This window comes from Micromonospora sp. NPDC007208 (genome assembly GCF_042869175.1).
Classification (GTDB): Bacteria; Actinomycetota; Actinomycetes; order Mycobacteriales; family Micromonosporaceae; genus Micromonospora; species Micromonospora foliorum.
Window position 1 is genome coordinate 295121 of record NZ_JBIAFG010000004.1, and the last position, 22042, is coordinate 317162.

23 protein-coding genes and 1 pseudogene are annotated in these 22042 nt (G+C 70.9%); 11 read left to right on the forward strand and 13 right to left on the reverse strand.

The window, feature by feature from the left end:
* Positions 1 to 63: 63 nt before the first annotated feature.
* Both ACFYL6_RS10570 and ACFYL6_RS10575 read left to right on the forward strand, forming a co-directional pair.
* A complete protein-coding gene (locus tag ACFYL6_RS10570; protein WP_387169974.1) occupies positions 64 to 432 on the forward strand; it encodes an SCP2 sterol-binding domain-containing protein in 369 nt (122 codons plus the stop codon).
* Positions 429 to 2480 carry a glycogen debranching N-terminal domain-containing protein gene (locus ACFYL6_RS10575; RefSeq protein WP_387169976.1) on the forward strand — a complete coding sequence of 684 codons (2052 nt, stop codon included), beginning with the start codon at positions 429 to 431 and terminating at the stop codon, positions 2478 to 2480. The genes ACFYL6_RS10570 and ACFYL6_RS10575 overlap by 4 nt, the downstream gene beginning before the upstream one ends.
* 78 nt (positions 2481 to 2558) lie before the next feature.
* On the opposite strand, the gene ACFYL6_RS10580 is transcribed toward ACFYL6_RS10575, so the two are convergent.
* The gene (locus tag ACFYL6_RS10580) at positions 2559 to 3518 is read right to left on the reverse strand and encodes a helix-turn-helix domain-containing protein (RefSeq protein ID WP_387169978.1); all 960 of its coding nucleotides are present in this window, start codon (positions 3516 to 3518) and stop codon (positions 2559 to 2561) included.
* Between the two features lie 93 nt (positions 3519 to 3611).
* Here ACFYL6_RS10580 and ACFYL6_RS10585 point away from each other — a divergent pair, with 93 nt between their 5' ends.
* Positions 3612 to 4625 carry a saccharopine dehydrogenase NADP-binding domain-containing protein gene (locus ACFYL6_RS10585; protein WP_387169980.1) on the forward strand — a complete coding sequence of 338 codons (1014 nt, stop codon included), beginning with the start codon at positions 3612 to 3614 and terminating at the stop codon, positions 4623 to 4625.
* 244 nt (positions 4626 to 4869) lie between these two features.
* Positions 4870 to 6372 (forward strand): DUF1996 domain-containing protein, encoded by a 1503-nt coding sequence (locus tag ACFYL6_RS10590; RefSeq protein ID WP_387169982.1) that lies wholly within the window; start codon positions 4870 to 4872, stop codon positions 6370 to 6372.
* Between the two features lie 87 nt (positions 6373 to 6459).
* On the opposite strand, the gene ACFYL6_RS10595 is transcribed toward ACFYL6_RS10590, so the two are convergent.
* The 3 genes from ACFYL6_RS10595 to ACFYL6_RS10605 all read right to left on the reverse strand — a co-directional run bounded on the left by ACFYL6_RS10595 (position 6460) and on the right by ACFYL6_RS10605 (position 8731).
* A complete protein-coding gene (locus ACFYL6_RS10595) occupies positions 6460 to 6936 on the reverse strand; it encodes a hypothetical protein (protein WP_387169984.1) in 477 nt (158 codons plus the stop codon).
* 109 nt (positions 6937 to 7045) lie between these two features.
* Positions 7046 to 8056: a HEAT repeat domain-containing protein gene (locus ACFYL6_RS10600; RefSeq protein ID WP_387169985.1), complete on the reverse strand. Its 1011-nt coding sequence runs from the start codon at positions 8054 to 8056 to the stop codon at positions 7046 to 7048.
* A 6-nt stretch (positions 8057 to 8062) separates the two neighbouring features.
* Positions 8063 to 8731: a HEAT repeat domain-containing protein gene (locus tag ACFYL6_RS10605; protein WP_387169987.1), complete on the reverse strand. Its 669-nt coding sequence runs from the start codon at positions 8729 to 8731 to the stop codon at positions 8063 to 8065.
* Between the two features lie 181 nt (positions 8732 to 8912).
* On the opposite strand from ACFYL6_RS10605, the gene ACFYL6_RS10610 reads away from it, so the two are divergent.
* Positions 8913 to 9629 carry a carbonic anhydrase gene (locus tag ACFYL6_RS10610; protein WP_387169989.1) on the forward strand — a complete coding sequence of 239 codons (717 nt, stop codon included), beginning with the start codon at positions 8913 to 8915 and terminating at the stop codon, positions 9627 to 9629.
* A gap of 5 nt (positions 9630 to 9634) precedes the next feature.
* Here the strand turns inward: ACFYL6_RS10610 and ACFYL6_RS10615 are convergent, their stop codons facing one another.
* Positions 9635 to 10201 carry a hypothetical protein gene (locus ACFYL6_RS10615; RefSeq protein ID WP_387169991.1) on the reverse strand — a complete coding sequence of 189 codons (567 nt, stop codon included), beginning with the start codon at positions 10199 to 10201 and terminating at the stop codon, positions 9635 to 9637.
* A gap of 116 nt (positions 10202 to 10317) precedes the next feature.
* Here ACFYL6_RS10615 and ACFYL6_RS10620 point away from each other — a divergent pair, with 116 nt between their 5' ends.
* Together ACFYL6_RS10620 and ACFYL6_RS10625 are read left to right on the forward strand one after the other, a co-directional pair.
* Complete coding sequence (locus ACFYL6_RS10620; protein ID WP_387169993.1) at positions 10318 to 11505, forward strand: DUF418 domain-containing protein; 1188 nt, start codon at positions 10318 to 10320, stop codon at positions 11503 to 11505.
* Between the two features lie 9 nt (positions 11506 to 11514).
* Complete coding sequence (locus ACFYL6_RS10625) at positions 11515 to 12606, forward strand: winged helix DNA-binding domain-containing protein (RefSeq protein WP_387169995.1); 1092 nt, start codon at positions 11515 to 11517, stop codon at positions 12604 to 12606.
* Between the two features lie 13 nt (positions 12607 to 12619).
* Here the strand turns inward: ACFYL6_RS10625 and ACFYL6_RS10630 are convergent, their stop codons facing one another.
* The 5 genes and pseudogenes from ACFYL6_RS10630 to ACFYL6_RS10650 form a co-directional block, all read right to left on the reverse strand.
* A complete protein-coding gene (locus tag ACFYL6_RS10630; RefSeq protein ID WP_387169996.1) occupies positions 12620 to 13063 on the reverse strand; it encodes a DUF5990 family protein in 444 nt (147 codons plus the stop codon).
* 14 nt (positions 13064 to 13077) lie between these two features.
* Positions 13078 to 13728 (reverse strand): TMEM175 family protein, encoded by a 651-nt coding sequence (locus tag ACFYL6_RS10635; RefSeq protein ID WP_387169998.1) that lies wholly within the window; start codon positions 13726 to 13728, stop codon positions 13078 to 13080.
* Positions 13729 to 13755: 27 nt separating this feature from the next.
* Positions 13756 to 13887: a hypothetical protein gene (locus ACFYL6_RS10640; RefSeq protein WP_387170423.1), complete on the reverse strand. Its 132-nt coding sequence runs from the start codon at positions 13885 to 13887 to the stop codon at positions 13756 to 13758.
* A 55-nt stretch (positions 13888 to 13942) separates the two neighbouring features.
* Positions 13943 to 14191, reverse strand: a pseudogene (locus ACFYL6_RS10645) (MBL fold metallo-hydrolase); the annotation flags it as partial.
* Positions 14192 to 14260: 69 nt separating this feature from the next.
* Positions 14261 to 14731 (reverse strand): hypothetical protein, encoded by a 471-nt coding sequence (locus ACFYL6_RS10650; RefSeq protein WP_387170000.1) that lies wholly within the window; start codon positions 14729 to 14731, stop codon positions 14261 to 14263.
* A 155-nt stretch (positions 14732 to 14886) separates the two neighbouring features.
* Here ACFYL6_RS10650 and ACFYL6_RS10655 point away from each other — a divergent pair, with 155 nt between their 5' ends.
* From ACFYL6_RS10655 to bla, 3 genes are all read left to right on the forward strand, one after another.
* A complete protein-coding gene (locus ACFYL6_RS10655; protein ID WP_387170002.1) occupies positions 14887 to 15588 on the forward strand; it encodes a DUF4396 domain-containing protein in 702 nt (233 codons plus the stop codon).
* A 169-nt stretch (positions 15589 to 15757) separates the two neighbouring features.
* Entirely contained in the window at positions 15758 to 18388 is a 2631-nt protein-coding gene (gene rph, locus ACFYL6_RS10660; protein WP_387170004.1) for a rifamycin-inactivating phosphotransferase, read from the forward strand.
* 26 nt (positions 18389 to 18414) lie between these two features.
* Positions 18415 to 19329: a class A beta-lactamase gene (gene bla / locus ACFYL6_RS10665; RefSeq protein WP_387170006.1), complete on the forward strand. Its 915-nt coding sequence runs from the start codon at positions 18415 to 18417 to the stop codon at positions 19327 to 19329.
* A gap of 4 nt (positions 19330 to 19333) precedes the next feature.
* On the opposite strand, the gene ACFYL6_RS10670 is transcribed toward bla, so the two are convergent.
* On the reverse strand, positions 19334 to 19900 hold the full coding sequence (locus tag ACFYL6_RS10670; protein ID WP_387170008.1) for a dihydrofolate reductase family protein: 567 nt from the start codon (positions 19898 to 19900) through the stop codon (positions 19334 to 19336).
* Positions 19901 to 19941: 41 nt separating this feature from the next.
* Positions 19942 to 20439, reverse strand: a complete 498-nt coding sequence (locus ACFYL6_RS10675; RefSeq protein ID WP_387170010.1) for a pyridoxamine 5'-phosphate oxidase family protein — start codon at positions 20437 to 20439, stop codon at positions 19942 to 19944.
* A 75-nt stretch (positions 20440 to 20514) separates the two neighbouring features.
* Between ACFYL6_RS10675 and ACFYL6_RS10680 the strand changes: the two genes are divergently transcribed.
* Positions 20515 to 21174 (forward strand): winged helix-turn-helix transcriptional regulator, encoded by a 660-nt coding sequence (locus ACFYL6_RS10680; RefSeq protein WP_387170011.1) that lies wholly within the window; start codon positions 20515 to 20517, stop codon positions 21172 to 21174.
* Positions 21175 to 21444: 270 nt separating this feature from the next.
* Here the strand turns inward: ACFYL6_RS10680 and ACFYL6_RS10685 are convergent, their stop codons facing one another.
* Positions 21445 to 22023 carry a TetR/AcrR family transcriptional regulator gene (locus tag ACFYL6_RS10685; RefSeq protein ID WP_387170013.1) on the reverse strand — a complete coding sequence of 193 codons (579 nt, stop codon included), beginning with the start codon at positions 22021 to 22023 and terminating at the stop codon, positions 21445 to 21447.
* Positions 22024 to 22042 lie beyond the last annotated feature (19 nt).

Below are 22042 nucleotides of genomic sequence, written 5' to 3' on the forward strand. Positions count from 1 at the left end.
GCGTTAGGAGTGACCCGCAGCGGGTAGCCGGCATCCGCTCTGACCAGCGCCCGAGGAGGTGGGATGTCGGCGACCAGTGCCTTCTTCGAGCGGTTGACGGTCGCCGGCCAGGATCCCCGGTTCAGCAATATCTGCGGGAGCGTGCGATTCGACATCCGCGACGGCGGCCACCTGGAGCAGTGGATGCTGGACATCGATCATGGCCAGATGCGGGTGACCCGAAGCGGTGGCCCGGCCACCACGGTGATCCAGGTGTCCGCGCAGCTCGCGGAGGCAATGGCGCGGGGCGAGGTGAACGGGCTGGCGGCGATCACGCGGGGGGAGATCATGGTCGACGGCGACCTCGCCCTGGCGTTGCGCATCGGGCGGTTGTTTCCGCGAGAGCCCGGACGGCTTCAGCGCAATGACCCCGACAACGGACGTGACCGATGAGGGACATCGCGGGCACCGCGGCGTGCATCGACGGGAACACCTTCATGGTGTCCGACGCCAGTGGCGACGTGGAGTCGTCCCCGAGCACCCCCGTCGGTCTCTTCGCGGCCGACACGCGCTTCCTGTCCCGCTGGCGGCTCACCGTCAACGGCGAGTGCATGACCGCGCTGTCGGTGGACGACAGCCAGTATTTCGAGGTCACGTTCTTCGTGGTGCCGGGCGCGGCGGTGGACTACGTGGAGGCCGACGTGTCGGCCATTCGGCGCCGGCGCATCGGCCCGGACCTCACCGAGTCGCTGACGATCTTCAACTACGGCGAGCGGGACATGACGCTCGACGTGCGCCTGGAGGTGGCCGCCGACTTCGCCGACATCTTCGAGATCAAGTTCGACATCGGTGACAAGACCGGCGCGTACTACACCCACGTCGGCGCGGACGAGTTGCGCCTGGGCTACCGGCGCGGCACCTACCGACGTGAGGTCGTCGTGTCGGCGAGTGAGCCGGCGGAGTTCGACCCGGGCGGCCTTCGGTTCGCGGTCCGGCTGCGTCCCGGGCAGCAGTGGTCCACCCGGTTGCAGGCCGCCATGCTGGCGCTGCGCCCGGACGGCGTCGACCTGCGCGAAGCCCTGCGCGCCCTTCGGCCGGACGAATCCACCCTGCCCACGAGCGTGCAGGCCTGGGTCGCGGCGGCTCCGACCCTGGACACCGACAGCGTCGCCCTCCAGCAGGTCTACAAGCGCAGCCTGGTGGACCTGGCGGCGCTGCGCTTCGCCCCGCTCTCGCTCAGCGGCGCGAGCGTGCCCGCGGCCGGGTTGCCCTGGTTCATGACCCTGTTCGGGCGCGACAGCCTGTTGACCTGCCTGCAGACCCTGCCGATCACCCCGTCGTTGACCCCACCGACACTGCGGATCCTCGCGTCGCTGCAGGGCGCCCGGACCGACGACGTGTTGGAGGAGGACCCCGGCCGGATCCTGCACGAGTTGCGCTACGGGGAGTCGGCCGCGTTCGAGGAGCAGCCGCACTCCCCCTACTACGGCACGGTGGACGCCTCGCCGCTGTTCGTGGTGCTGCTCGACGAGTACGAGCGCTGGAGCGGCGACACCGCGCTGGTGACGGAGTTGGAGCAGGAGGCCCGCGCCGCCCTGGACTGGATCGACAGGTACGCGGACCTGACCTCCACCGGCTACGTCTGGTACCAGCGACGCAACCGCGCCACCGGTCTGGACAACCAGTGCTGGAAGGACTCCTGGGACAGCATCTCCTACGCCGACGGCCGGCTGCCGGGCTTCCCGAGGGCCACCTGCGAAACCCAGGGGTACGCCTACGACGCCAAGATCCGAGGGGCACGGCTGGCCCGTACCGTCTGGGGTGACCCTGCCTACGCCGAGCGGCTGGAGAGCGAGGCGGCGGCCCTGTACGAGCGGTTCAACCGGGACTTCTGGCTTGAGGACCGCGGCTTCTACGCCCTCGCGCTCGACCACGACGGCACCCCCGTGGACAGCCTGTCGTCCAACATCGGGCACCTGTTGTGGAGCGGCATCGTGCCACCGGAGCGAGCGCCCCGGGTGGTCGAGCACCTGATGGGTCCGGCGCTCTTCTCCGGGTGGGGGGTGCGGACGTTCGCCGAGGGGCAGCGGCGTTACAACCCGCTCGGCTACCACAACGGCACGGTCTGGCCTTTCGACAACTCGTTCATCGCCTGGGGTCTGCGCCGTTACGGGTTCAGCAACGAGGCGGCCCGCATCGCCGAGGGCATCCTCTCCGCCGCCACCTACTTCGAGGGTCGGCTACCCGAGGCGTTCGGCGGGTTCGACCGCAACACCACCCGGTTTCCGATCCGGTACCCGACCGCCGGCAGTCCGCAGGCCTGGTCCAGCGGCGCCTCCATGCTGCTGATCCGCACCATGCTCGGTATCAACCCGCACGATGACCACCTGGCCGTGGACCCGGCGCTGCCGGCCACCTTCGGGCGGATCGCGCTCCTGGACATCCCCGGTCGTTGGGGCAAGCGCGACGCGTTCGCCCGCCAACGCCCCGACCAGCTCTAGCGACACCGTCAGCCGACGGTGAAGCCGCCATGCCGGCCCACCGCACGCGCTCCCGACAGAACCACGGGCCGGCGGGGTTCAGAGCGAACCGACGGCAGGCCCGGCGGCGCGGAAGGTGCGCCGGTACGCGTCCGGCGGCACGCCGACGGTGCGGTGGAAGTGTCGGCGCAGTGTGGCGGCGGTGCCCATGCCGGCCGCCTCGGCGATGACGTCGATGCTGTGGTCGGTGTTCTCCAGCAGCTCCTGGGCGCGGCGGATCCGCTGGGTCGACAGCCACAGCAGCGGGGTGGTGCCGGTGGCCGACCGGAAGTGGCGGGCCAGGTTGCGCGAGCTCATGTTCGCCTGTCGGGCCAGGTCCTCGACGGTCAGCGGCCGGTTTAGGCGGGCCAGCGCCCAGGGGAACAGGGTGGTGAGCGGGTGGTCGTCACGGGCGGGCACCGGGGTGGTGACGTACTGGGCCTGACCACCGGCGCGGTGCGGTGGCACGACCAGGCGGCGGGCGACGGCGTTGGCGACCGTCGAGCCGTGGTCGCGGCGGATCAGGTGCAGGCACAGGTCGATCGCGGCGGCCTTGCCGGCGGAGGCGAGCACGGTGCCGTTGTCGACGTAGAGCACGTCCGGGTCGACCCGTACACGGGGGTAGCGGGCGGCCAGCGCCTCGGTGTGGGCCCAGTGCGTGGTGGCCCGCAGCCCGTCGAGCACGCCGGCGGCGGCCAGCACGAACGCGCCGGTGCACAGCGAGACCAGCCGGGCACCCGAGCGGTGGGCCGCGCGGACCGCGTCGAGCAGGTCGGGGGGTACGTCCGCGTCGACGTCCTCGACCGACGGGATGATCACGGTGTCGGCGCGGGCGAGGCGGTCCAGCCCGTCGTCGGGCGCCACCAGGAAGCGGCCGATCCGGACCGGGCCGGGGCCGCAGACCACCACGTCGTACCAGGGGTCGGCCAGGCCGGAGGGGTCGTGGGCGAAGACCTCGCAGGCCAGGGCCAGCTCGAAGTGCAGCATCCCGTCGGTGGCGGCGATCGCGACACGGGCCATGTCCGAAACTGTACGGGGGTTGGCGTTTCCGACACTGGTCGGTCGCCGGCCGCTGGGTGAGGCTGGTCCCAGTCGATCTTTGAGGGGGCAGCAATGGGCCACATCGTGGCGGTTGTCGGGGCGTACGGGCACACCGGACGGTTCGTGGTGACGGAGGTGCGCGAGCGCGGGTTCGACGCGCTGCCGGTGGGCCGCGACCCGCGCCGGCTGGCGGCGTCCGGGCTCGCCTACCGGGTGGCGTCGGCCGACGATCCGGCCTCGCTCGACGCGGCGCTGGCCGGCGTGGACGCGGTCATCAACTGCGCCGGCCCGTTCGCGTCGACCGCCGCCGGCGTGATCGAGGCCGCGCTGCGAGCCGGGATCCCGTACGTGGACGTGGCGGCCGAGATCGAGGCCAACCTCGACACGTTCACGCACTTCACCGAACGCGCCCGGGCGGCCGGTGTCGCGGTGGTCCCGGCGATGGCCTTCTTCGGTGGGCTCGGCGACCTGCTCGCGACGACGGCGATGGGCGACTGGACGTCGGCCGACGAGGCGCACGTCGCGTACGGACTGAGCAGTTGGCACCCGACGGCCGGGACGGTCGCCGCGGGCGCCGTCTCCCACGAGCGCCGCGCCGGCCGCCGGGTCCGCTACACCGGAGGCCGGTTGGAGTACCACTCCGGTGCGCGGGACCTACCGAGGATGGACTGGGACTTCCCCGCGCCGCTGGGCCGGCGCACCGTCCTCGGTGGGTTCACCATGGCCGACGTCGTGACCATCCCCCGTCACCTGGCCATCCCCGAGGTCCGCACGTACATGAGCGTCGACGCCGCCACCGACCTGGCCGCCGCGGCGGCGCCGGTCGCGGTCGACGAGGCGGGCCGATCGGCGCAGACGTTCACGGTCGACGTCATCGTGCGTCGCGGCGACACGCGCCGCCGCGTCGTGGCCAGCGGCCACGACATCTACGCGGTCAGCGCGCCCCTGGCCGTGGAGGCGGTCCGGCGCATCCTCGACGGTCGGACGAGGACGAGCGGCGTGGCCTCCGCGGGCGAGATGTTCGACGCGCCAGACTTCCTGCGCGCACTGTCACCAGCCGTCGCCGTCGAACTGCTCCGGGACTGAGGAATTCGACCGCAATTCGTTACGCGAAATTCGTAATCAGTGAACCGGAACGCGGGGACCGGACTTAAAAGAAACTTAAGGCTGTACGAGCGAAAAACTGTCATTCCGAGCCGACGCGCTGGCAGCCAGGGCAGGTGCCGAACGGCCTCCTTAATTCTTTCCCCGCGAGTTGATGCAGGCCCCTGACGTGCACATACTTCCTTCAACAGGAGCTTTGTCACCGACTCGAAGGAAATCACTGGTAATGCGGACTACCCCCGCGCATGTCGCGCCGCCGGACCGGGCGCGAAAGCGTCGTCGTCTCGCCCGCATCACGCTTGCCTCCGCGGTCGTCGCCGCGCTGGCCGGCAGTGGCATCTACATCGCCGGCGCCCAGGCCGAAGAGGTCGCCGTGCCCGGCCGGGTGCAGGCCGAGACCTTCGCGGCGCAGTCCGGTGCGCAGACCGAGGGCACCGGCGACGCCGACGGCGGCCGGAACGTCGGCTGGCTGGCCAGCGGCGACTGGCTGCGCTACGACGGTGTGTCGCTGACCGGCGTCGACCTGACGGCCCGGGTCGCCTCGCAGAACGCCGCCGGCGGCACTGTCGAGTTGCGCCTCGGCGCGCAGAACGGTCAACTGCTGGCCAGCTTCCCGATCGCCCAGACCGGTGGCTGGCAGAAGTGGAAGACCGTCACCGCGACGGCGTCCGCCGTGCCGGCGGGCCCGCAGACCGTCTTCGCCGTCATGAAGAGCACCTCGACGTCGGACTTCGTGAACCTGAACTGGTTCACGTTCGGCCCGGTGACGGGCACGTCGGGCACGCCGAGCACGTCGGCTGCCCCGGTCCCCTCGGCCACGCCGAGTTCCACCGCGTCCGCGTCCCCGTCGACGTCCGTCCCGCCGAGCGCGCCGGCCGGCGGCTGGGTGCCGGTCGACCAGGCCAAGTGGAGCAGGGAACTGGCCGCCTTCAACGCCATCACGCCGAAGGCGGTGCCGCCGGGCACCACCCGGGTTCCCGAGTTCCACACCGACTGCGGCGTCGCGAACTCCGCCCCGGACGACCCGATCGTCCTGCCTGGACTCTCGGGCGCCTCCCACATGCACACCTTCTTCGGCCCGAAGATCGACGCCTTCACCACGACGGAGAAGCTGTTCTCCGCGCCGAACACCTGCAACGCCCCCGGGGACAAGAGCGCCTACTGGACCCCGGAGCTACGCAAGGACGGCAAGGCCGTGCCGATCAAGAGCATGCGCATCTACTACGGCTCGCGGGTCAAGGACCCGTCGACCGTCAAGCCCTTCCCGCCGGGCCTGGTGGTGGTCGAAGGCGACGCCAAGCGGCAGGTGGACACTCCGAAGAACGCCGGTAGCAACCAGTTCTGGTGCGCGGGCAGCGCCGAGATCGGCCGCAGCGCCGACGGCAACTGGCCGAGGTGCGCCCCCGGCGGCAACCTGATCTTCCAGCTCGTGTTCAAGGACTGCTGGGACGGCAAGAACATCGACTCACCCGATCACAAGTCGCACATGGGCGACCCGGTGAACGGCGTCTGCACCGGCAAGTACCCGGTGGCCGTGCCGGACCTCTCCTTCATGGTCAACTACGAGTCGCTGGGCGGTGACGGCCTCAGCCTCTCCTCCGGCAAGCCGTCCTCGATGCACGGCGACTTCATGAACGCCTGGGAGCCGGAGCGTCTCGGTGACCTGGTGAAGTCCTGCCTCAACCAGAACGCCAAGTGCGGCGTCGACACGACCTTCGCCGGCGGCTGACCACCGCCTCCGTTGTCGGCGGACGGCCCCCACGCTCAGGCGAGGGGGCCGTCCGTCATCGCACCCGGCGCGACCACGCCACGATGGTCAGATGACCAGCTTGAATCCAGCCGCCTTGCACGCGTCGGAGATGTCCTTGCCGGCCTTCTCGAAGGCCGGGTTGTCGGCGGCGGTCGCCGGGTCCGCCGCCGCAGCAGCCTTGGCCGCCTCCGCGCCGAACGCCCGCAGGGCGGTGGCCACCTTGCCGTCGCCGGTCGAGGCGACCGCGACGATCTTCTTGTCCAGGTCGCTCAGAATCTTCTGGTAATCCGCCGGCGAGTCCTGGCCGGTCATGGCGACCTTCACCAGCTCGGCCTTCATCTCGTCGCTGGCCTTCTTCGCCGACTCACAGAGTTCCTTGTCACTCGCGGCGCCGGCCGCGGGTGACGAGGCGGGCGTGGCGGCGGAGGTGGCCACCGCGGACGGGGCCGCGGACGTGGCAGCGGGCGTGGCGGGTCCGGCGGTGGTCGCCTTGTCACTGTCGCCACAGGCGGCGAGGGCAGTCGTAACGGCAAGGATCAACATGACGGAAGCAAGACGGGAAGATTTCACGGACGCGGACGATAGTCGAAGCCCAAACGATGATCAATTCGCGCGACGCCGCACCGATTCTGGTCGGCTCCACAGGGTGTGGTCATGGTGAACCCTCGTCGCGGAGGGCGAGAATGGAGGTCGCCGTCAGTGCGACGGCGCGGTCCTCGTCGTGCGACAGGTCCGTGAGGGCGCGTGTGGCGAGGCTCCCCGGGATGTCCGCCAAGGCCTCGGTCAGCCGTCTCCGTGCAGACGGTGCGACGCCGCTCTGCCCGAGGCAGGCCACGAGCCGGGTCGTGATCTGGTCTGCCAGCGCGGGATCGGCCGCCAGCAGGCTCAACGCGTCGGCGGCGTCGACGTCCTTGGTCTCCTCGACGACCATGCCGATCAACGTGGGAAGCGCGTCCGCCACTCCGCGTGCCCCGAGCGCCAGAGCCGCGTACCCGCGGACCACGAGGTCGGGGTGCGCGAGGGCGTCCCGCAGCACGTCGGTCGCCGCAGCGTGCGGAATCTCGGCGACGGACTGGACGGCACGCCTGCGTACCTCGGCTTCTGGTGAGCCGAGGCCCTCGGCCAGCAGCGCCACCCCGCCGTCGCCGGACTGCGCCAGCGCCCAGCGCAGGGCTCCGGCGACGTTCGGGTCCGACTCGCTCAGCACCGCCTCGACAAGTGCCTCCACCGGCACCGGACCCTCACCGACCGAGGACAGGGCGGCGCGCTGGCGGGTGCCCGCGCTCTCCGACCCCAGTGCCCGCAGGAGCGTCACGACCTGAAGGACGTCCTCCCAGTCGGCGGGGTCCGCGGCACCGATCCGGCGGAGTCGGGTGAGCAGCTCCATCTCGTCCGCGATGCGGAGTCGCGTCCGCCGGATGAGGTCGTCGACGAGTTCGGCGGGTGTGAAACCGGGATCATCGAGCGCGCGGCGCACGTCGCGTAGCGACAGGCCCAACGAACGCAGGCTCTCGACGTGGAAGATCAGCCGGATGTCCCCCCTGGTGTACTCGCGATAGCCGGAACCGGTGCGACCGGTGGGCCGGATCAGCCCGAGCGCGTCGTAGTGCCTGAGCATGCGGGCGCTGACGCCGGACCGTCGCGCCACCTCACCGATCAACACCTGGCGTCATCCCTTCTCTCCCATCGGGCCGAGGGCGACGACGCGCTTCGCCGCCTCGATCGCGAACTCGAACCCGGCATCCGGATCCTGCCTCAGCCGTTGTGTGGCGACCGCGTGCGCGCGTACGCGTGGGTCGAGATCCGCCATCGCGGCGCGCAGGACCGGCATGACCACCTCGCCGAGCGCTATGAGCGCCCGGCTGAGGCTCAACTGCATCTCCCGCCCGCCCCGCCCGAACTGTGTCGACAACACCGTGGCCAACTCGGGCTCGCCGCCGAGGGGTACGAGCGCGACCGCTGCGCGCCAGGCGCTTCGCGCCACCTCGTCGTCGGCGTCGGTCAGCAGCGCCCGAGTGATCGCCGGCCAGCCTCGCCGGTCCCCGATCTTGGACAGCGTGTGCAACGCCTGACTTCGGGCCTGCGCACGCTCCGAGCGGAGCTCGTCGGTGAGGTTCGCGACGGTCAGTTCGGGTGGGTGGCGCAGGAGTGCCCAGGTGAGCATCTCGCGTACGGAGAACTCGGGCTCGACCGCGCAGCGCTCGATGAGCGTGTCGATGAGCTGCGGGTCAGGGGTCGTGCCGGCCGTCAGTGCCGCGCGCAGCCGCACCGACGAGTCGCTGTTTCCCAGCCCGCGGAGAACCCTCATCGCGTTCGTGTCCTGTTTCGGCGTGGTCATCGGAATCACCCCTTCCGCCCCAGTGAAGACCTTGTCACTGTGTCAAGGTCAACCCGTCCATGCTGTTGCTCGCGTGGCGAAGGAGCAGGGGCGATTCACCGTCGCCTGCTGACCACGAGAGGGCGAAAACCACTGTGGACGGCGGCCTGGTAGGAAGAGCGAATCGCCTACCCTCAGGGAGATGATCGTGGCACGTTCCCACCTGTCCCGCCGTTCGCTGCTGTCCGCCGGTGGCGCCGCCGCCGTGGCGCTCGGCGCGGCCGCAGCCAGCCCTTCCGCCGCTGCCGCCGCACCAGCCGACAACCCGGTCGATACGCCGACCGAGGCGCTGCGTCGGCTGCAGGCCGGCAACCGGCGGTTCACCTCCGGTCACGGCCGGCACCCGCACCAGAGCCTGGCCGACCTGCACCGGCTCGCCGCCGGCCAGCACCCGTTCGCCATCACCGTCGGCTGCGCGGACTCCCGGGTGGCCCCCGAGGTGCTCTTCGACCAGGGGCTCGGTGACCTGTTCGACAACCGGGTGGCCGGCAACATCGTCGACGACCTGCTGCTCGGCAGCGTCGAGTTCGCGGTGGAGGAGTTCGGCAGCCTGCTGATCGTCGTCCTCGGCCACGAACGTTGCGGCGCGATCACCGCCACCATCGACGCCATCCACACCGGCGGCACGGCACCGGGGCACATCGGCACCATCGTGGACGCCCTGCGCCCGATCGTCGAGCCGGTGCTGGACCAGCCCGGCGACCCGGTGGAGAACGGTGTGCGCGCCAACATCGCCGCGCAGGTGCGGGCGCTCAGCGCGCGCAGCACCATCATCGCCGAGAAGGTGCACGAGGGCGCGCTGCGCGTGGTGGGCGCCCGCTACGACCTGGACAACGGGCAGGTCTCGCTGGTGGCCTGAGCCCGTCACCCGATCCTGGGCAACCCGGGCGGCGACGCTGGTCGGTCATCCACCGACACCGACCAGCGTCGCCGGTCGCGTCGCGGCAGCCGGGTGCGGCGGTAGTAGGACCACCCGGCCAGCGGCAACGCGACCGTCCAGGCCAGCAGGAGCGGGAGGCCGATGAGAACGCCGGTCGGGGTGAAGATGTCCTCCGCGCTCGACTCGGCCAGGTCTGCGGTGAACTGCCAGGGCAGGGTCGCCGAGTAGCCGATCATCAGGGCGGATCCCAGTACCGTCGGCGTCAGCGGCAACCACGGTGGCACCCGACGTCCGCGCAGCCACGGCACCCACCGGGGGAAGACCACACCCCAGTCCTTGATGAGTCCCAACGCCAGGAGGCCACCGAGCCCGGCGAGGACGCACAGCAGACCCAGGTAGAACGCGCCGGCCGGCAGGCCCAGGAAACCGTCCACCGGGTGGTCCCCCACCCCGGGCCCGCGACCGTGGTACCACTCACGGAACGGACCGGGATTGGCGAACAGCGGGATGCCGAGGATCCACGGCACGTGCAGCGGGATGAATCCCAGCACGGGGGCGATCCACGCCACGTGACCGGCTCGGCGGGCCCATGGCGTCTTTTCGTCACGACAGCGCGTGTGACGAAAACACTTCCCGGCGGCGGGCCATGCTCCCGAGGCTGGACACCATGAATGTGACCCGACTCGACCGACCGGGCGACGGTCGTCCACAGTCCTCGCCCGGGGGCGCCTCCGCCCGAATCACCGTCGTGGACGCCCTGCGGGGCAGCGCGCTGCTGCTCATCCTGCTGGTGAACATCGCGTTCTTCAGCTCCGGGTACGAGTTCCACCTCGTCGACGACCCGACGCGCGGCGCACTCGACCTGCTGATCGCCGGCGCGGTGGAGCTGTTGTTCGCGATGAAGGCGTACCTGCTGTTCGCCTTTCTGTTCGGCTACAGCTTCACCCTGCAACTCGACTCCGCGGCTCGGCGCGGTGTGGCATTCCGTCCGGCGTTCCTGCGCCGGCTCTCCGGGTTGTTCGTTCTCGGTGTGCTGCACGCGGTGCTGCTGTTCCACGGCGACATCCTCACCACGTACGCGCTGCTCGGACTGGTGTTGCTCGCCGTGCGCCGGATCGAGCCCCGCACCGCGCTGATCGCGGCGGCGGCCATCATCGGCGGCATCGCCGTCGTGGTCGGGCTCGCCGCGGTCCTGGGCGCCACGCTGGTTCCGGACGAGGCCGCCGCGGTCGACGCCGGCGCGCGCTCGACGCTGGCGCTCGGCGGTGGCCTCGGTGACGTCGTCCTGGAGCACCTGCGGTCGATGCCGGCGATGGTCGGCGGCCTTGCCGTGCAGGGGCCACTGGCGTTCGCGGCGTTCCTCGTCGGCCTCGCCGCCGGCCGGCACCGGCTTCTTGCCGCCGTGCCCGCCCACGAGGACCTACTGCGCCGGTGCGAACGGGTGGGGTATCCGATCGGTCTGGCCGGCGCCGTCGTGTTCGCCGTCGGTGGTGGCACGGCGAACCTGACCGGGCTGATGGTCAGCATCGTCACCGCGCCGTTTCTGGCCGCGGCCTACGCCGCGACCCTGCTGCGCCTGTTCACGCGGCGACCGCGTGTCGCGGACGCGTTCACGCCGGCCGGGCGGATGGCCCTGACGAACTACCTGGCCCAGTCGCTCGTGTGCGTGCTCGTCTTCACCGGTGTCGGGTGGGGCCTGGTTGGCCGCACCTCGCCGGCACAGACACTGCTGATCGCGCTGGTGATCTTCGCGTTCCAGCTGGTGGCCAGCGCGTGGTGGCTGCGGCGGTTCCGGTACGGCCCGGTCGAATGGGCGCTGCGCGCCTGGACCCACCGGAAGCGCCACCCCAACTAGGGTGCTGACATGGTCGATCGGCGCCAGGTGATGAACTTCCGGGTCCGCGCCCAGCAGCTCGACCGGGCCGAGGGCACGCTCGCCGACACCGCCGTCCTGGATTTCGGGGTGCAGAACACCGGTCCGGACGGCGCCCGGTGGGCGCTGGCGGTGCGCGGGGTCGACGTGACCGCGTTGTCCGACACGGATCTGGTCCTGCTGTGGACCGTGCGGGGCGCGCCCCACCTCTACCGCCGGGCCGACGTGGCGAAGGTAGCGGCCGCCGTCGAGCCCTTCTCCGACGCCGACGCGGGCAAGCGCATCTACGACGCCGCCAAGCCGTTGAAGGCCGCCGGCATCGACAACCTCACGGCCCTGGACGAGATCGCCGACCGGATGCGGACCGTCGTCAGCACGCCGACGGTCAAGGGGGAGGTCTCCGGGCGCCTGGCCACCATGCTGCCCGAGCCGTATCTGCGGTTCTGCCGGCCGTGTAACGCCACGCACCTCTACGAGATGCCGTTCCGGCTCGCCGCCGTACGGGCCGGACTGGAGTTGCAGCTCGACACCTCACCTCCGGTCCTGCGGCGCATCACCGGGTTCCGGAAGTCGGCCGCCCCGGGTGACCGGTTCGACCTCGTGCGCGCGTACCTTCGCCTGCTCGGCCCGGCGACCCCGAAACAGGTGGCCGACTACCTCGACGCCCCGGTGAGGGATGTGAAGGCGCACTGGCCCGACGATGTGATCGAGGTGACGGTCGACCGCGAGGTGCGCTCACTGCTGGCCGCCGACGAGGAGGCGCTGGAGTCGGCCGACGGCACCGGCACCCGCCTGCTCGGCCCGTTCGACCTGTTCCTGCAGGCCAAGGACCGGGCAACGCTGGTGCCGGACGCCGCCCACGCCAAGGAGCTGTGGCCGGTGTTGGGTCGTCCGGGCGCGGTCCTGGTCGGCGGCGAACTGGTTGGCACCTGGCGCCCTCGCAAGTCCGGCAAGGCGTTCACTGTCGCCGTCCAGCCGTGGCGCCGACTGTCGGACGCCACGCGTATGGCCGTCACCGCGCAGGCCGAGCGCCTCGCCGCGTACCGCTCCGTCTCCCTCAGCGGCGTCGACTTCGGCAGCTAGCCGTCAACAGCGCTCACTCCACCGCCCAGGCGACTGCGGGCGGGTGCACCCGAGCGCAGATCGGCTCACCGGCGGCATCGGTCAACCCGACCCGGCCGACAAGCGTTCCGTTGCCCTCGTGGGCGGCGCGCAGCAGTTCGGTCGGTACGTCGGTGAACATCAGCTTCGCTCGTCGGAACATGGCGAACCCGTCCTGGGTCACCGCACCCCAGCTCAGATACAAAAATCGTGCCCCGGGACGGCCGTGCACCCAGGGGCCGCCGACGTCGAGCGCGCCGTCGATCTCACGGCTGGACACCTCGAAGGACCAGGTGACGCTGGCCGCGTCGGCCGGCACCTGATCGACCACCTCGGCCTTGCGCTGAACCCCGACGTGTACGTTGCCCAGCCGCACGGCGTCGGCCTCCGCACCGGGACGCTGACCTGGGAAATCGGTGCCGTCGATCCGGATCCGCATGCCGCCGACTCTAGTCAGTCGGCCGGTTGCGCGGCGGTGTCGTCCTCGCCGTACTCGCCGCGGATGGGCAGGTAGTAGGCGGGCAGGAACGCGGCGATGATGGCGACGCCGGCGATCGGCACGAACGCGCCGACGAGGATCCCGCCGCCGATCCAGACCAGCGCGAGCGCGAATCGGCGACTGATGGCCCGAGCGCCGACGGGACCGAGGCCGGGGTCCAGCAGTTTGGCGCGGCGGAGGTGGGCCCACACGATGTTGAAGAGGGCGGCCGCCGTCCACAGTGTGCCGCCGTAGACCACGACCGACGCGCGCAGCCCCTGCTCAGCCCGCAACGCGTCGGCGAGCAGCGACGTGGAGAACGGCAGGAACGCGATGACCATCAGGAGCAGCGTGTTGAGGAACAGGACCCCTCGGTCGACGTGCCGAACGTGGTCGAACATGACGTGGTGGTTCACCCACACCTGCCCGATGAGCAGGAAGCTCAGCGTGTACGCCAGGTACGACGGCCACAGTGCACCGAGCCCCTGGACGAGGTGCCCGAAGTCGTGGGGCGGTTGGATCTCCAGCACGAGAAGCGTCACGGCGATCGCGAAGACACCGTCGCTGAAGGCCAGCAGGCGGCCCGGGCTACGGGTGAGCCGTGAAGTTTCCCTTTTGGGAGGCACGCAGCGAATTATGCTATAGGTCCGCTTTCATTTATCAGCAACGCTGACGGCTGCCTTACGCAGGTAGGTCTCGGCCAACTGGCGAAGGCGCGTCCGGTCGAAGCTGTCCCCGTGGCCGGGATGGACGACGGACACGTCGAGGTCGACGAGGAATTGCATGCTTCGCCGGTACGCCCGCCGCCAAGATCCCCGCCTCGGCGGGGTGGGCGGCCCGGTCACCGAACTCTGACGCCCCGCCGACGTGATCCAGGTGCGCGTGGGTGAGCACGACCAGCGGATCGCGCTCGAACAGGCCCGGAATCGCCTCCCGCACGGCGACGACACCCAGCCCGGCGTCGATCACGACGTCCCGATCGGTGCCCCGCAGCCACCAGAGGTTCGCCGACAACAGTTCGTTGACGTGCGGTTCCGAGATCCGGACGACGTCGCCGTCCAGTTCGACCCACGTGTACCAGTCGACCATGTCCGAGAGTCTGCCAGCGCGACGATGCCGCTTCGACCCCGCGAATCACGCTCCGGGGCAGGGAAGAACTCAGATGATCGCGAACAGACGGTCAGCGGGGTCCACGACGGCGGCCAGCACCGCGCCGGGCACGAGGGCCGGGTCGGTCGCGCGGATCGTGTCCGCCTCGAAGGTGGCGAACCCCGGCCCACTGATGCGCAGGTGGAGTTCCAGCTCGGGATTCTCTCCAGCCAGGTGGTTCGCCACCGCGAGGACCTCCGCCGTCGCGGCGACACCGGCGGCGGACAGTCGACGCGCGTCGCGACGTGAGCGGCCCACCACCCGCCAGCCGAAGACGCCGAACCCGACACCGATGGCTGTCGCCAGGACGCCTCCGACCAGCAGACCCCAGAAGTCGCTCGACGATCGCGGCGGGTCCAGCGTCACGGCGACGACGAGCAGGACCGGTCCGGGTAGGCAGATGACCAGGAACAGGAGCCGGGAGAGCAGTGCGCCGATCGGACCGACACGCGCTTCCGCTTCGCGAGGGGCACTCGTCACCCTCGCACGGTAGTGCAGCGGCACCGAAGGTCACTCCACCGTCCGGGCGACGGCGGGAGGGTGAACCCGTTCGCACCGGCCGGCCGGGTCGCCCGATCTTCCGGTGCCGACGAGTACGACGTGAAAGACTCGCCCGGCTGGCGGAAGGGGCGGGGATGCAACCTACCTGGCTCGTAGCGCTCTCGTGGGCTTCGCTCGCGGTCGGCGTCGTCAGCTTCGCGGTCGTCCTGGCCGACACCTATCTCCGCGGACACCGACAGCCCGTCCGGGTCATGGAGATCGTCTGGCTGGTGACCGTCCTCTACATCGGCCCGGCCGCCGTCCGCCTCTACTGGAACTGGGGACGGCCCGAGGCGTTCTCTCGACGGCGGCAGGAGGGTCGACCGCGACGACCCCGCCGGGGCCTCGTCGTCACCCACGTGTCCCGCTGCGGCGCCCACTGCGCTCTCGGCTTCATCATCGCCGAGGTCGCCCTGTACGCGGTGAGATTCGACCCGGCGGAGGACCCGCTGTGGGTCGACTACGCCGGCGACTACCTGATGGCGGTGACGATCGCCGTGCTCTTCCGGTACTTCGCCGGGCCAGGTCGCAGCCTGACGAAGGTCTGGCACGCCCTGTCTAACGTCGGCCGGATCGAGCTGCTGACCATCACCGCGTTCGAGGTGGCGCTGTTCGTGTGGCTGACGCTCGCGCATCGCGTGGTCTTGCCGGAGCCGCCGCTGCGACCCGACGGCCCCACGTTCTGGTTCGCCGGTCAGCTCGGGCTGATAGCCGGGTTCCTCGCGGCCTGGCCGACCGCCTCCTGGCAGCTCGGCCGGGGGCTGAGAATCGAGCCGCGCCAACTCCCCTACGACTGAGCGGGCCCGGCCGCCCCGACAAAAACAAGCGGCAAGGAGATCACTCCCCCTGCCACTTCTAACATATATCGCACCTGGGGGCTTGCCGCAAGACCCCGGTCGTGGCGCACAATCGGCGGCCGGACCAGCACAAACGAGGTAACGGGGGCGCGACGTGAGTGTGTTGTCGATGGACGGAGACCGCGGCGACCGGGCACCGCTGTTGGACCTTCGAGAGGTCGACGAGACGCAGGTGTCGGTGGTCGGCGGCAAGGCCGCGCACCTGGGCGCGCTGTCCCGGATCGACGGCATCCGGGTGCCGGCCGGGTTCTGCGTGACGACGGCCGCCTTCCGGAAGGTCATGGCGCAGACGCCGGGAATCGACGAACGGCTCGATCTGCTGTCGCGCCTCGAACCGGACGACCGGGAAGGGATCCGCACGCTCAGCGCTGAGATCCGCCGAAGCGTCGAGGAGACCGCCATACCGGACGACCTGGCCGGCGCGATCACCGGCGCGCTCGCCCGGTTCGGCGAGCAGGCCGCCTACGCCGTGCGGTCCAGCGCGACGGCGGAGGACACGCCGACGGCGTCCTTCGCCGGCCAGCAGGACACCTACCTGAACGTGGTGGGGCCGGAGGCGATCCTGCGGCACGTCAGCCGGTGCTGGGCGTCGCTGTTCACCGAGCGCGCCGTCATCTACCGCCTGCGCAACGGCATCGACCACCGCACCGTCCAGATGGCTGTCGTCGTACAGCGGATGGTTTTTCCGGATGCCTCCGGCATCCTGTTCACGGCCGACCCGGTGACGGGCAACCGGAAGGTCGCGACAGTGGACGCCAGCTTCGGCCTCGGCGAGGCCCTGGTGTCCGGCCTGGTGAACCCGGACGTCTACACGGTGCGCGACGGGGAGGTCGTCGCCGCCACGGTCGCCGCCAAGCAGCGTGCCGTCGCCGCCCTGCCGGGCGGCGGGACGCGCGAGGTGGCTGTCGACAGGCAGCGGCAGGAGCAGCCGGCACTGACGCAGGCCCAGGTGGTACGGCTCGTACGGCTCGGGCGACGGATCGAGGCGCACTTCGGCCGCCCGCAGGACATCGAGTGGTGCCTTCTCGACGACGACTTCCAGATCGTGCAGAGCCGGCCGATCACCACGTTGTTCCCCATCCCGGCGGCCGCCGACCAGGAGAACCACGTCTACCTCTCGGTCGGTCACCAGCAGATGATGACCGACGCCATGCGGCCGCTGGGGCTCTCCATGTGGCAATTGACCGCCATGGCCCCGATGCTGCAGGCCGGCGGGAGGCTGTTCGTCGACGCCACCCGGCTGCTGGCCTCGCCCACGAGCCGCGCCGGCTTCCTGACCATGGCGGGCAAGTCCGATCCGCTGATGAGGGACGCGCTGGAGACCCTGATCGACCGCGGAGACTTCGTTCCGACGCTCCCGGACGGCGGCGGTCCCGGCGGGCCGACGACCGGCGGCGCGTCCACCTCGACCGAGACCGACCCGGCCGTCGTCACCGAGTTGATCGAGCGCAGCGGGGCGTCCATCGCCGCCCTGCGACGCGACATCGCGACGGTGACCGGTCCGGCGCTGTTCGACTTCCTGTTGGAGGCCTTCCAGGAGCACAAGCGGGTCCTCGGCGATCCGCTGAACATCCAGGCGATCATGGCCGGCATGGAGGCCACCTGGTGGCTCAACGACCGGCTGCACGAGTGGCTGGGCGAGAAGAACGCCGCGGACACCCTCACCCTCTCCGCCCCCGGCAACGTGACCTCGGAGATGGGGCTGGCGCTGCTCGACGTCGCCGACGTGATCCGTCCGTACCCGGAGGTGGTGGCGTTTCTGCAGGGCGCCGCGGACGACGGCGTCGCGCGCGACGACTTCCTCGACGAGCTGCCGAAGGTCCCGGGCGGGGCCGAGGCGCGCGACGCCATCGAGGCGTACCTCGACCGGTACGGCATGCGCTGCGTCGGCGAGATCGACATCACCAGGCCGCGGTGGAGCGAACGACCCAGCACACTCGTGCCCGTGCTCCTGGACAACGTCAAGCTCTTCGAGCCGGGCGCGGCCAGGCGGCGCTTCGAGCAGGGCGAACAGCAGGCGCGGCAGAAGGCGCAGGAGGTGTTGACGCGCCTGCGGGCGCTGCCGGACGGGGAGCAGAAGGCCGACGAGACCGCGCGGATGATCGACCGGGTGCGGGCCTTCACCGGCTATCGGGAGTACCCGAAGTACGACATCATCAGCCGCTACTTCATCTACAAGCAGGCCCTGCTGGCGGAGGCCGAACGCCTGGTACGGGCCGGCGTGCTCACCGCGACCGACGACGTCTTCTACCTCACGTTCCAGGAGTTCCACGAGGTCGCGCGCTCGCACCGGGTGGACGACGAACTGGTCCGGCAGCGCCGGGAGGCGTTCCGGTCGTACCAGGCGCTCACCCCGCCCCGAGTGCTGACCTCCGACGGCGAGACCATCACCGGCGCGTACCGACGTGACGACGTGCCGGCCGGCGCCCTGGCCGGTGTGCCGGTCTCCGCCGGCACGGTCGAAGGACGCGCCCGCGTCATCCTCGACATGGCGCAGGCCGACCTCGAAGCGGGTGACATCCTCGTCACGGCCCACACGGACCCCAGTTGGACGCCCCTGTTCGTCGGCATCGCCGGGCTGGTGACGGAGGTCGGCGGGTCGATGACGCACGGCGCGGTGATCGCACGGGAGTATGGTCTGCCGGCTGTCGTCAGCGTGTTGGACGCCACCCGGCTGATCCGCGACGGGCAGCGGATCCGCGTACACGGCAGTGACGGGTACGTCGAGATCCTGCCCTGACCGACGGCACCTCAGGAGGAACGACGATGACGGTTCCCGTCCGACGACTGGCGACCGTGGTGGCCACGGCGGCGACAGTGGTGTCGTTGGCGGGGTGCGGCGGCGGGGACGCCACCGAGACGCGGACGACGCCGAGCCCGCAGGTGACGCTCGCCCCGTCGCCGGCCACCGATCAGGAGTTCCGGCAGTTGGAGGAGCAGTTCGCTGCGCGGCTGGGAATCTACGCCGTCGACACGGGCAGCGGTCGCACGGTGGAGTACCGCGCCGACGAGCGGTTCGCGTACGCCTCGACCTGGAAGGCCCTCGCTGCCGCCGAGGTGCTCGACGGCACCACCGACGCCCAACTGGACCGGGTGGTGCGGTACTCCACGCAGGACCTGGTGGCGCACTCCCCCGTCACCGAGAAGCACGTCGGCGAGGGCATGAGCCTGCGCGCCCTCGCCGACGCCGCCGTGCGCTACAGCGACAACACGGCCGGCAACCTGCTGCTGCGCCACCTCGGCGGGCCGGCGGGGTTCGAGTCGAAGCTGCGCGCGCTCGGCGACACGGTCACCGAGGCCGCCCGCTACGAGACCGCGCTGAACGAGGGAACACCTGGCGACAAGCGGGACACCAGCACCGCGCGGGCCCTGGCCGGCGACCTCCGGGCGTACACCGTGGGGGTTGCTCTGGAACCGGCGGACCGTGACGTGCTGCGCGGCTGGCTGCGGGGCAACACCACAGGCGCGGCGCTGGTCCGCGCCGGGGTGCCGGCCGGTTGGGTGGTCGGGGACAAGACCGGGACCGGAGGGTACGGCACCCGCAACGACATCGCGGTGCTCTGGCCGCCCGACCGGGCCCCGATCGTCCTCGCCGTGCTGTCCAGTCGCGACAAGAAGGACGCCAGCCCCGACGACGCCCTTCTCGCCCAGGCCACCCGGGTCGTCGTCGCCCAGCTGTGAGCGGCTAGGCGGGCTGGTAGGTGAGGAGGACGACCCCGGAAGCGAAGGGTTCGGCGGACACCAACTCCAGTCGTGCCGGCGGCTGACCACCGGCGAACAACGGCTTGCCCTGGCGGAGGAACACGGGATGCACCAGGAGGTGCAACTCGTCGATGAGCCGGAGGTCGGCGAGGGACCGGACCAGGGTGAGACTGCCGTAGACCACGATGTCACCGCCGGGCCCGCGCTTGATTTCGGTGATCTCGTCCGGGTCGAGGCGGGCGAGCCGTCGGGTGTCCGTCCAGGTCGCGGTGTTACCCGAGGCGGAGACGACGATCTTCTCCAGCTCGTCGAGGCGTTGGGCGTACCCCCGTACGTCGTCGGGCTGGTCGGGGTCCTGGGCGGTCCGCGGCCAGTGGCCGGCGAAGTCGGCGTGCGTGATCCGGCCCAGCATCAGGCTGCCGGCGTTGTCCACCAGGGCCCGCTCGTACTTCTGCAGGTGGTCGTCGACCAGGAGCCAGTCCATCTCGTCGTCAGGGCCGGCGACGAACCCGTCCAGGGTGGTCCACATCGACACGACAATCTTGCGCATCTCTCTCGTCCTCCGTGATGGTGTGGTGAACCCCGGGCTGGTTACTGGCCGCCGCTGAGCGCGGCTCGGACGGGTTCCGGTGTGCGGGCCGGGAACCGCTCCTGGAAGTCGACGACTCCGACCCAGGTGGGGCGCAGGCCGATCCGGACCATCCGCAGGCCCGGTTGGTCGATCGCGGTGAGGTAGGCGTTGCCCACCTCGTCGCCCATCCCGGCGCGCTGGATGGTGGCGTACTCCGGCAGGACGCCCTCGACCTCCGCCAGGGTGACCTTCCCGCGCAGCATGAGCACCTCGGGAAGGCCGTCCGTGGTGTCGATGCAGACCGCCACGTCCGGTCGGGCGCTCAGGTCACGGATCTTGTAGTTGCCGGCGAACGCGCCGACGACCAGCTCGTCGCCGGTCCAGAGGAAGTTCACCGGGATCAACCGCGGCGTGCCGTCCCTGCCGGTGTAGGCGAGGCGTGCCACCAGGGACGCGGCGAGCAGGCGTCGGGCCAACGGGGTGTCCAGCAGCTTCACGTCACCTTGCGGCAGGCTCATGAGAACCACGCTAGGGGGCTAACTCCTAAAGAACAAGTGCAACTCCTGAATTAGGATCCAGGTAGGGTGGACGTCATGAGCGGCCTGCGTAGTTACGGAGATCCGTGCGGTGTCGCGCGTGGACTGGACATCATCGGCGAGCGGTGGGCGCTGCTGGTGGTACGCGACCTGCTGCTCGGCCCCCGACGGTTCAACGACCTGCTCGGCGGCCTGCCCGGCGTGAGCCCCAACGTGCTGAGCCAGCGGCTGCGCCAGTTGACCGAGCACGGCGTGGTGCGCCGACGGGACCTGGGCCCACCGACGCGGGTCCACCTCTACGAGCTCACCGAGTGGGGCCGCGCCCTGGAGCCGATCCTCCTGCAGTTCGGCCGCTGGGGAAGTCAGTCCCCCCAGTCACCCGACGGCGCTCTCGGCATCGACTCCCTGCTGCTCAGCATCAAGGCGGCCTTCGACCCGGCGCGGGCCCGGGAGCTCGCCGGCAGCTACGCGTTCCACATCGACGCCGACACGTACCTCGCTGACGTCGCCGACGACACGGTGCAACTCCGGCGCGGCACGGCGTCCGAGCCCGACGCGGCGCTCAGCACCGACATCGGCACCCTCCGGGCCGTCTGCGGCGGAGAGATCACCATGGCGGCGGCGGTCGAGTCGGGCGCGCTGCGGCTCACCGGCGACGAGGACGCCAGGCGACGCCTCACCGACCTGCTCCTAACCCCGTTCACCCCCGCACGCTAACGCCCACCCACCCCGCCGCCCGTCCCGCCCCGGCCGCCCCGGCCGGCTGGCCCGCCCCGGCCGGCTGGCCCGCCCCGGCCGGCTGGCCCGCCCCGGCCGGCTGGCCCGCCCTGGCCGGCCCGCCCCGGCCCGCCCGCCCTGGCCGTGGTCGATCATGGAGTTGTGGTGGGCCGCAAAAGCCGCGATGCATCCCTAAACCGGCACCACAACTCCATGATCAACCAGGGTCGGGGGCGGGGGCAGCGGCAGGGGCAGGGGCGGGGTTGGGGGTCAGGCGCGCTTGCCCTTCGCTGGGCTGATTCCTGCTACCGCGAGGTCGAGTAGTCGGGTCGCGGCGGCGGCGGGATTTGAGTGGTGCTCGGTGGCCAGGGCGATGCCGGTGATCAGCGCGAGCAGATCGGTGATGGTCACGTCGGGCGCCACCGCACCGGCCAGCGCGGCCCGGCGTACGAGTGGTTCGCCCGCCTCGGTGAGCTGCGCGGTGGCGCAGTGCTCGTGCGCCTCGGTGGGGTTGGCCGTGCAGTCGCGGGTGAGCGCGATGGCCAGGCCCCTGATGGTGGCGACGTTCCCGTTGACGGCGGTGAGCCACTCCAGCAGCGCGGCCCGCGCGTCGGCGGCATCGGACAGCTCCCGGGCGCGGACGCCGAGGTTCTCGATCACCCCGCGGAAGACCGCGTCCAGCAGTGCGTGGCGGCTCGGGAAGTGCCGGCGCACGGTGGCCGACCCGACTCCGGCGATGCGGGCGATCTGCTCCAGGGACGCGTCCGCGCCGTGCGTGGCGATCTCCTGCTCGGCCACGGCCAGCAGGCGCGCGTAGTTGCGCCGGGCGTCCGCTCGCTGGGTGGACATGGCGTCACCTCAAGGTTTG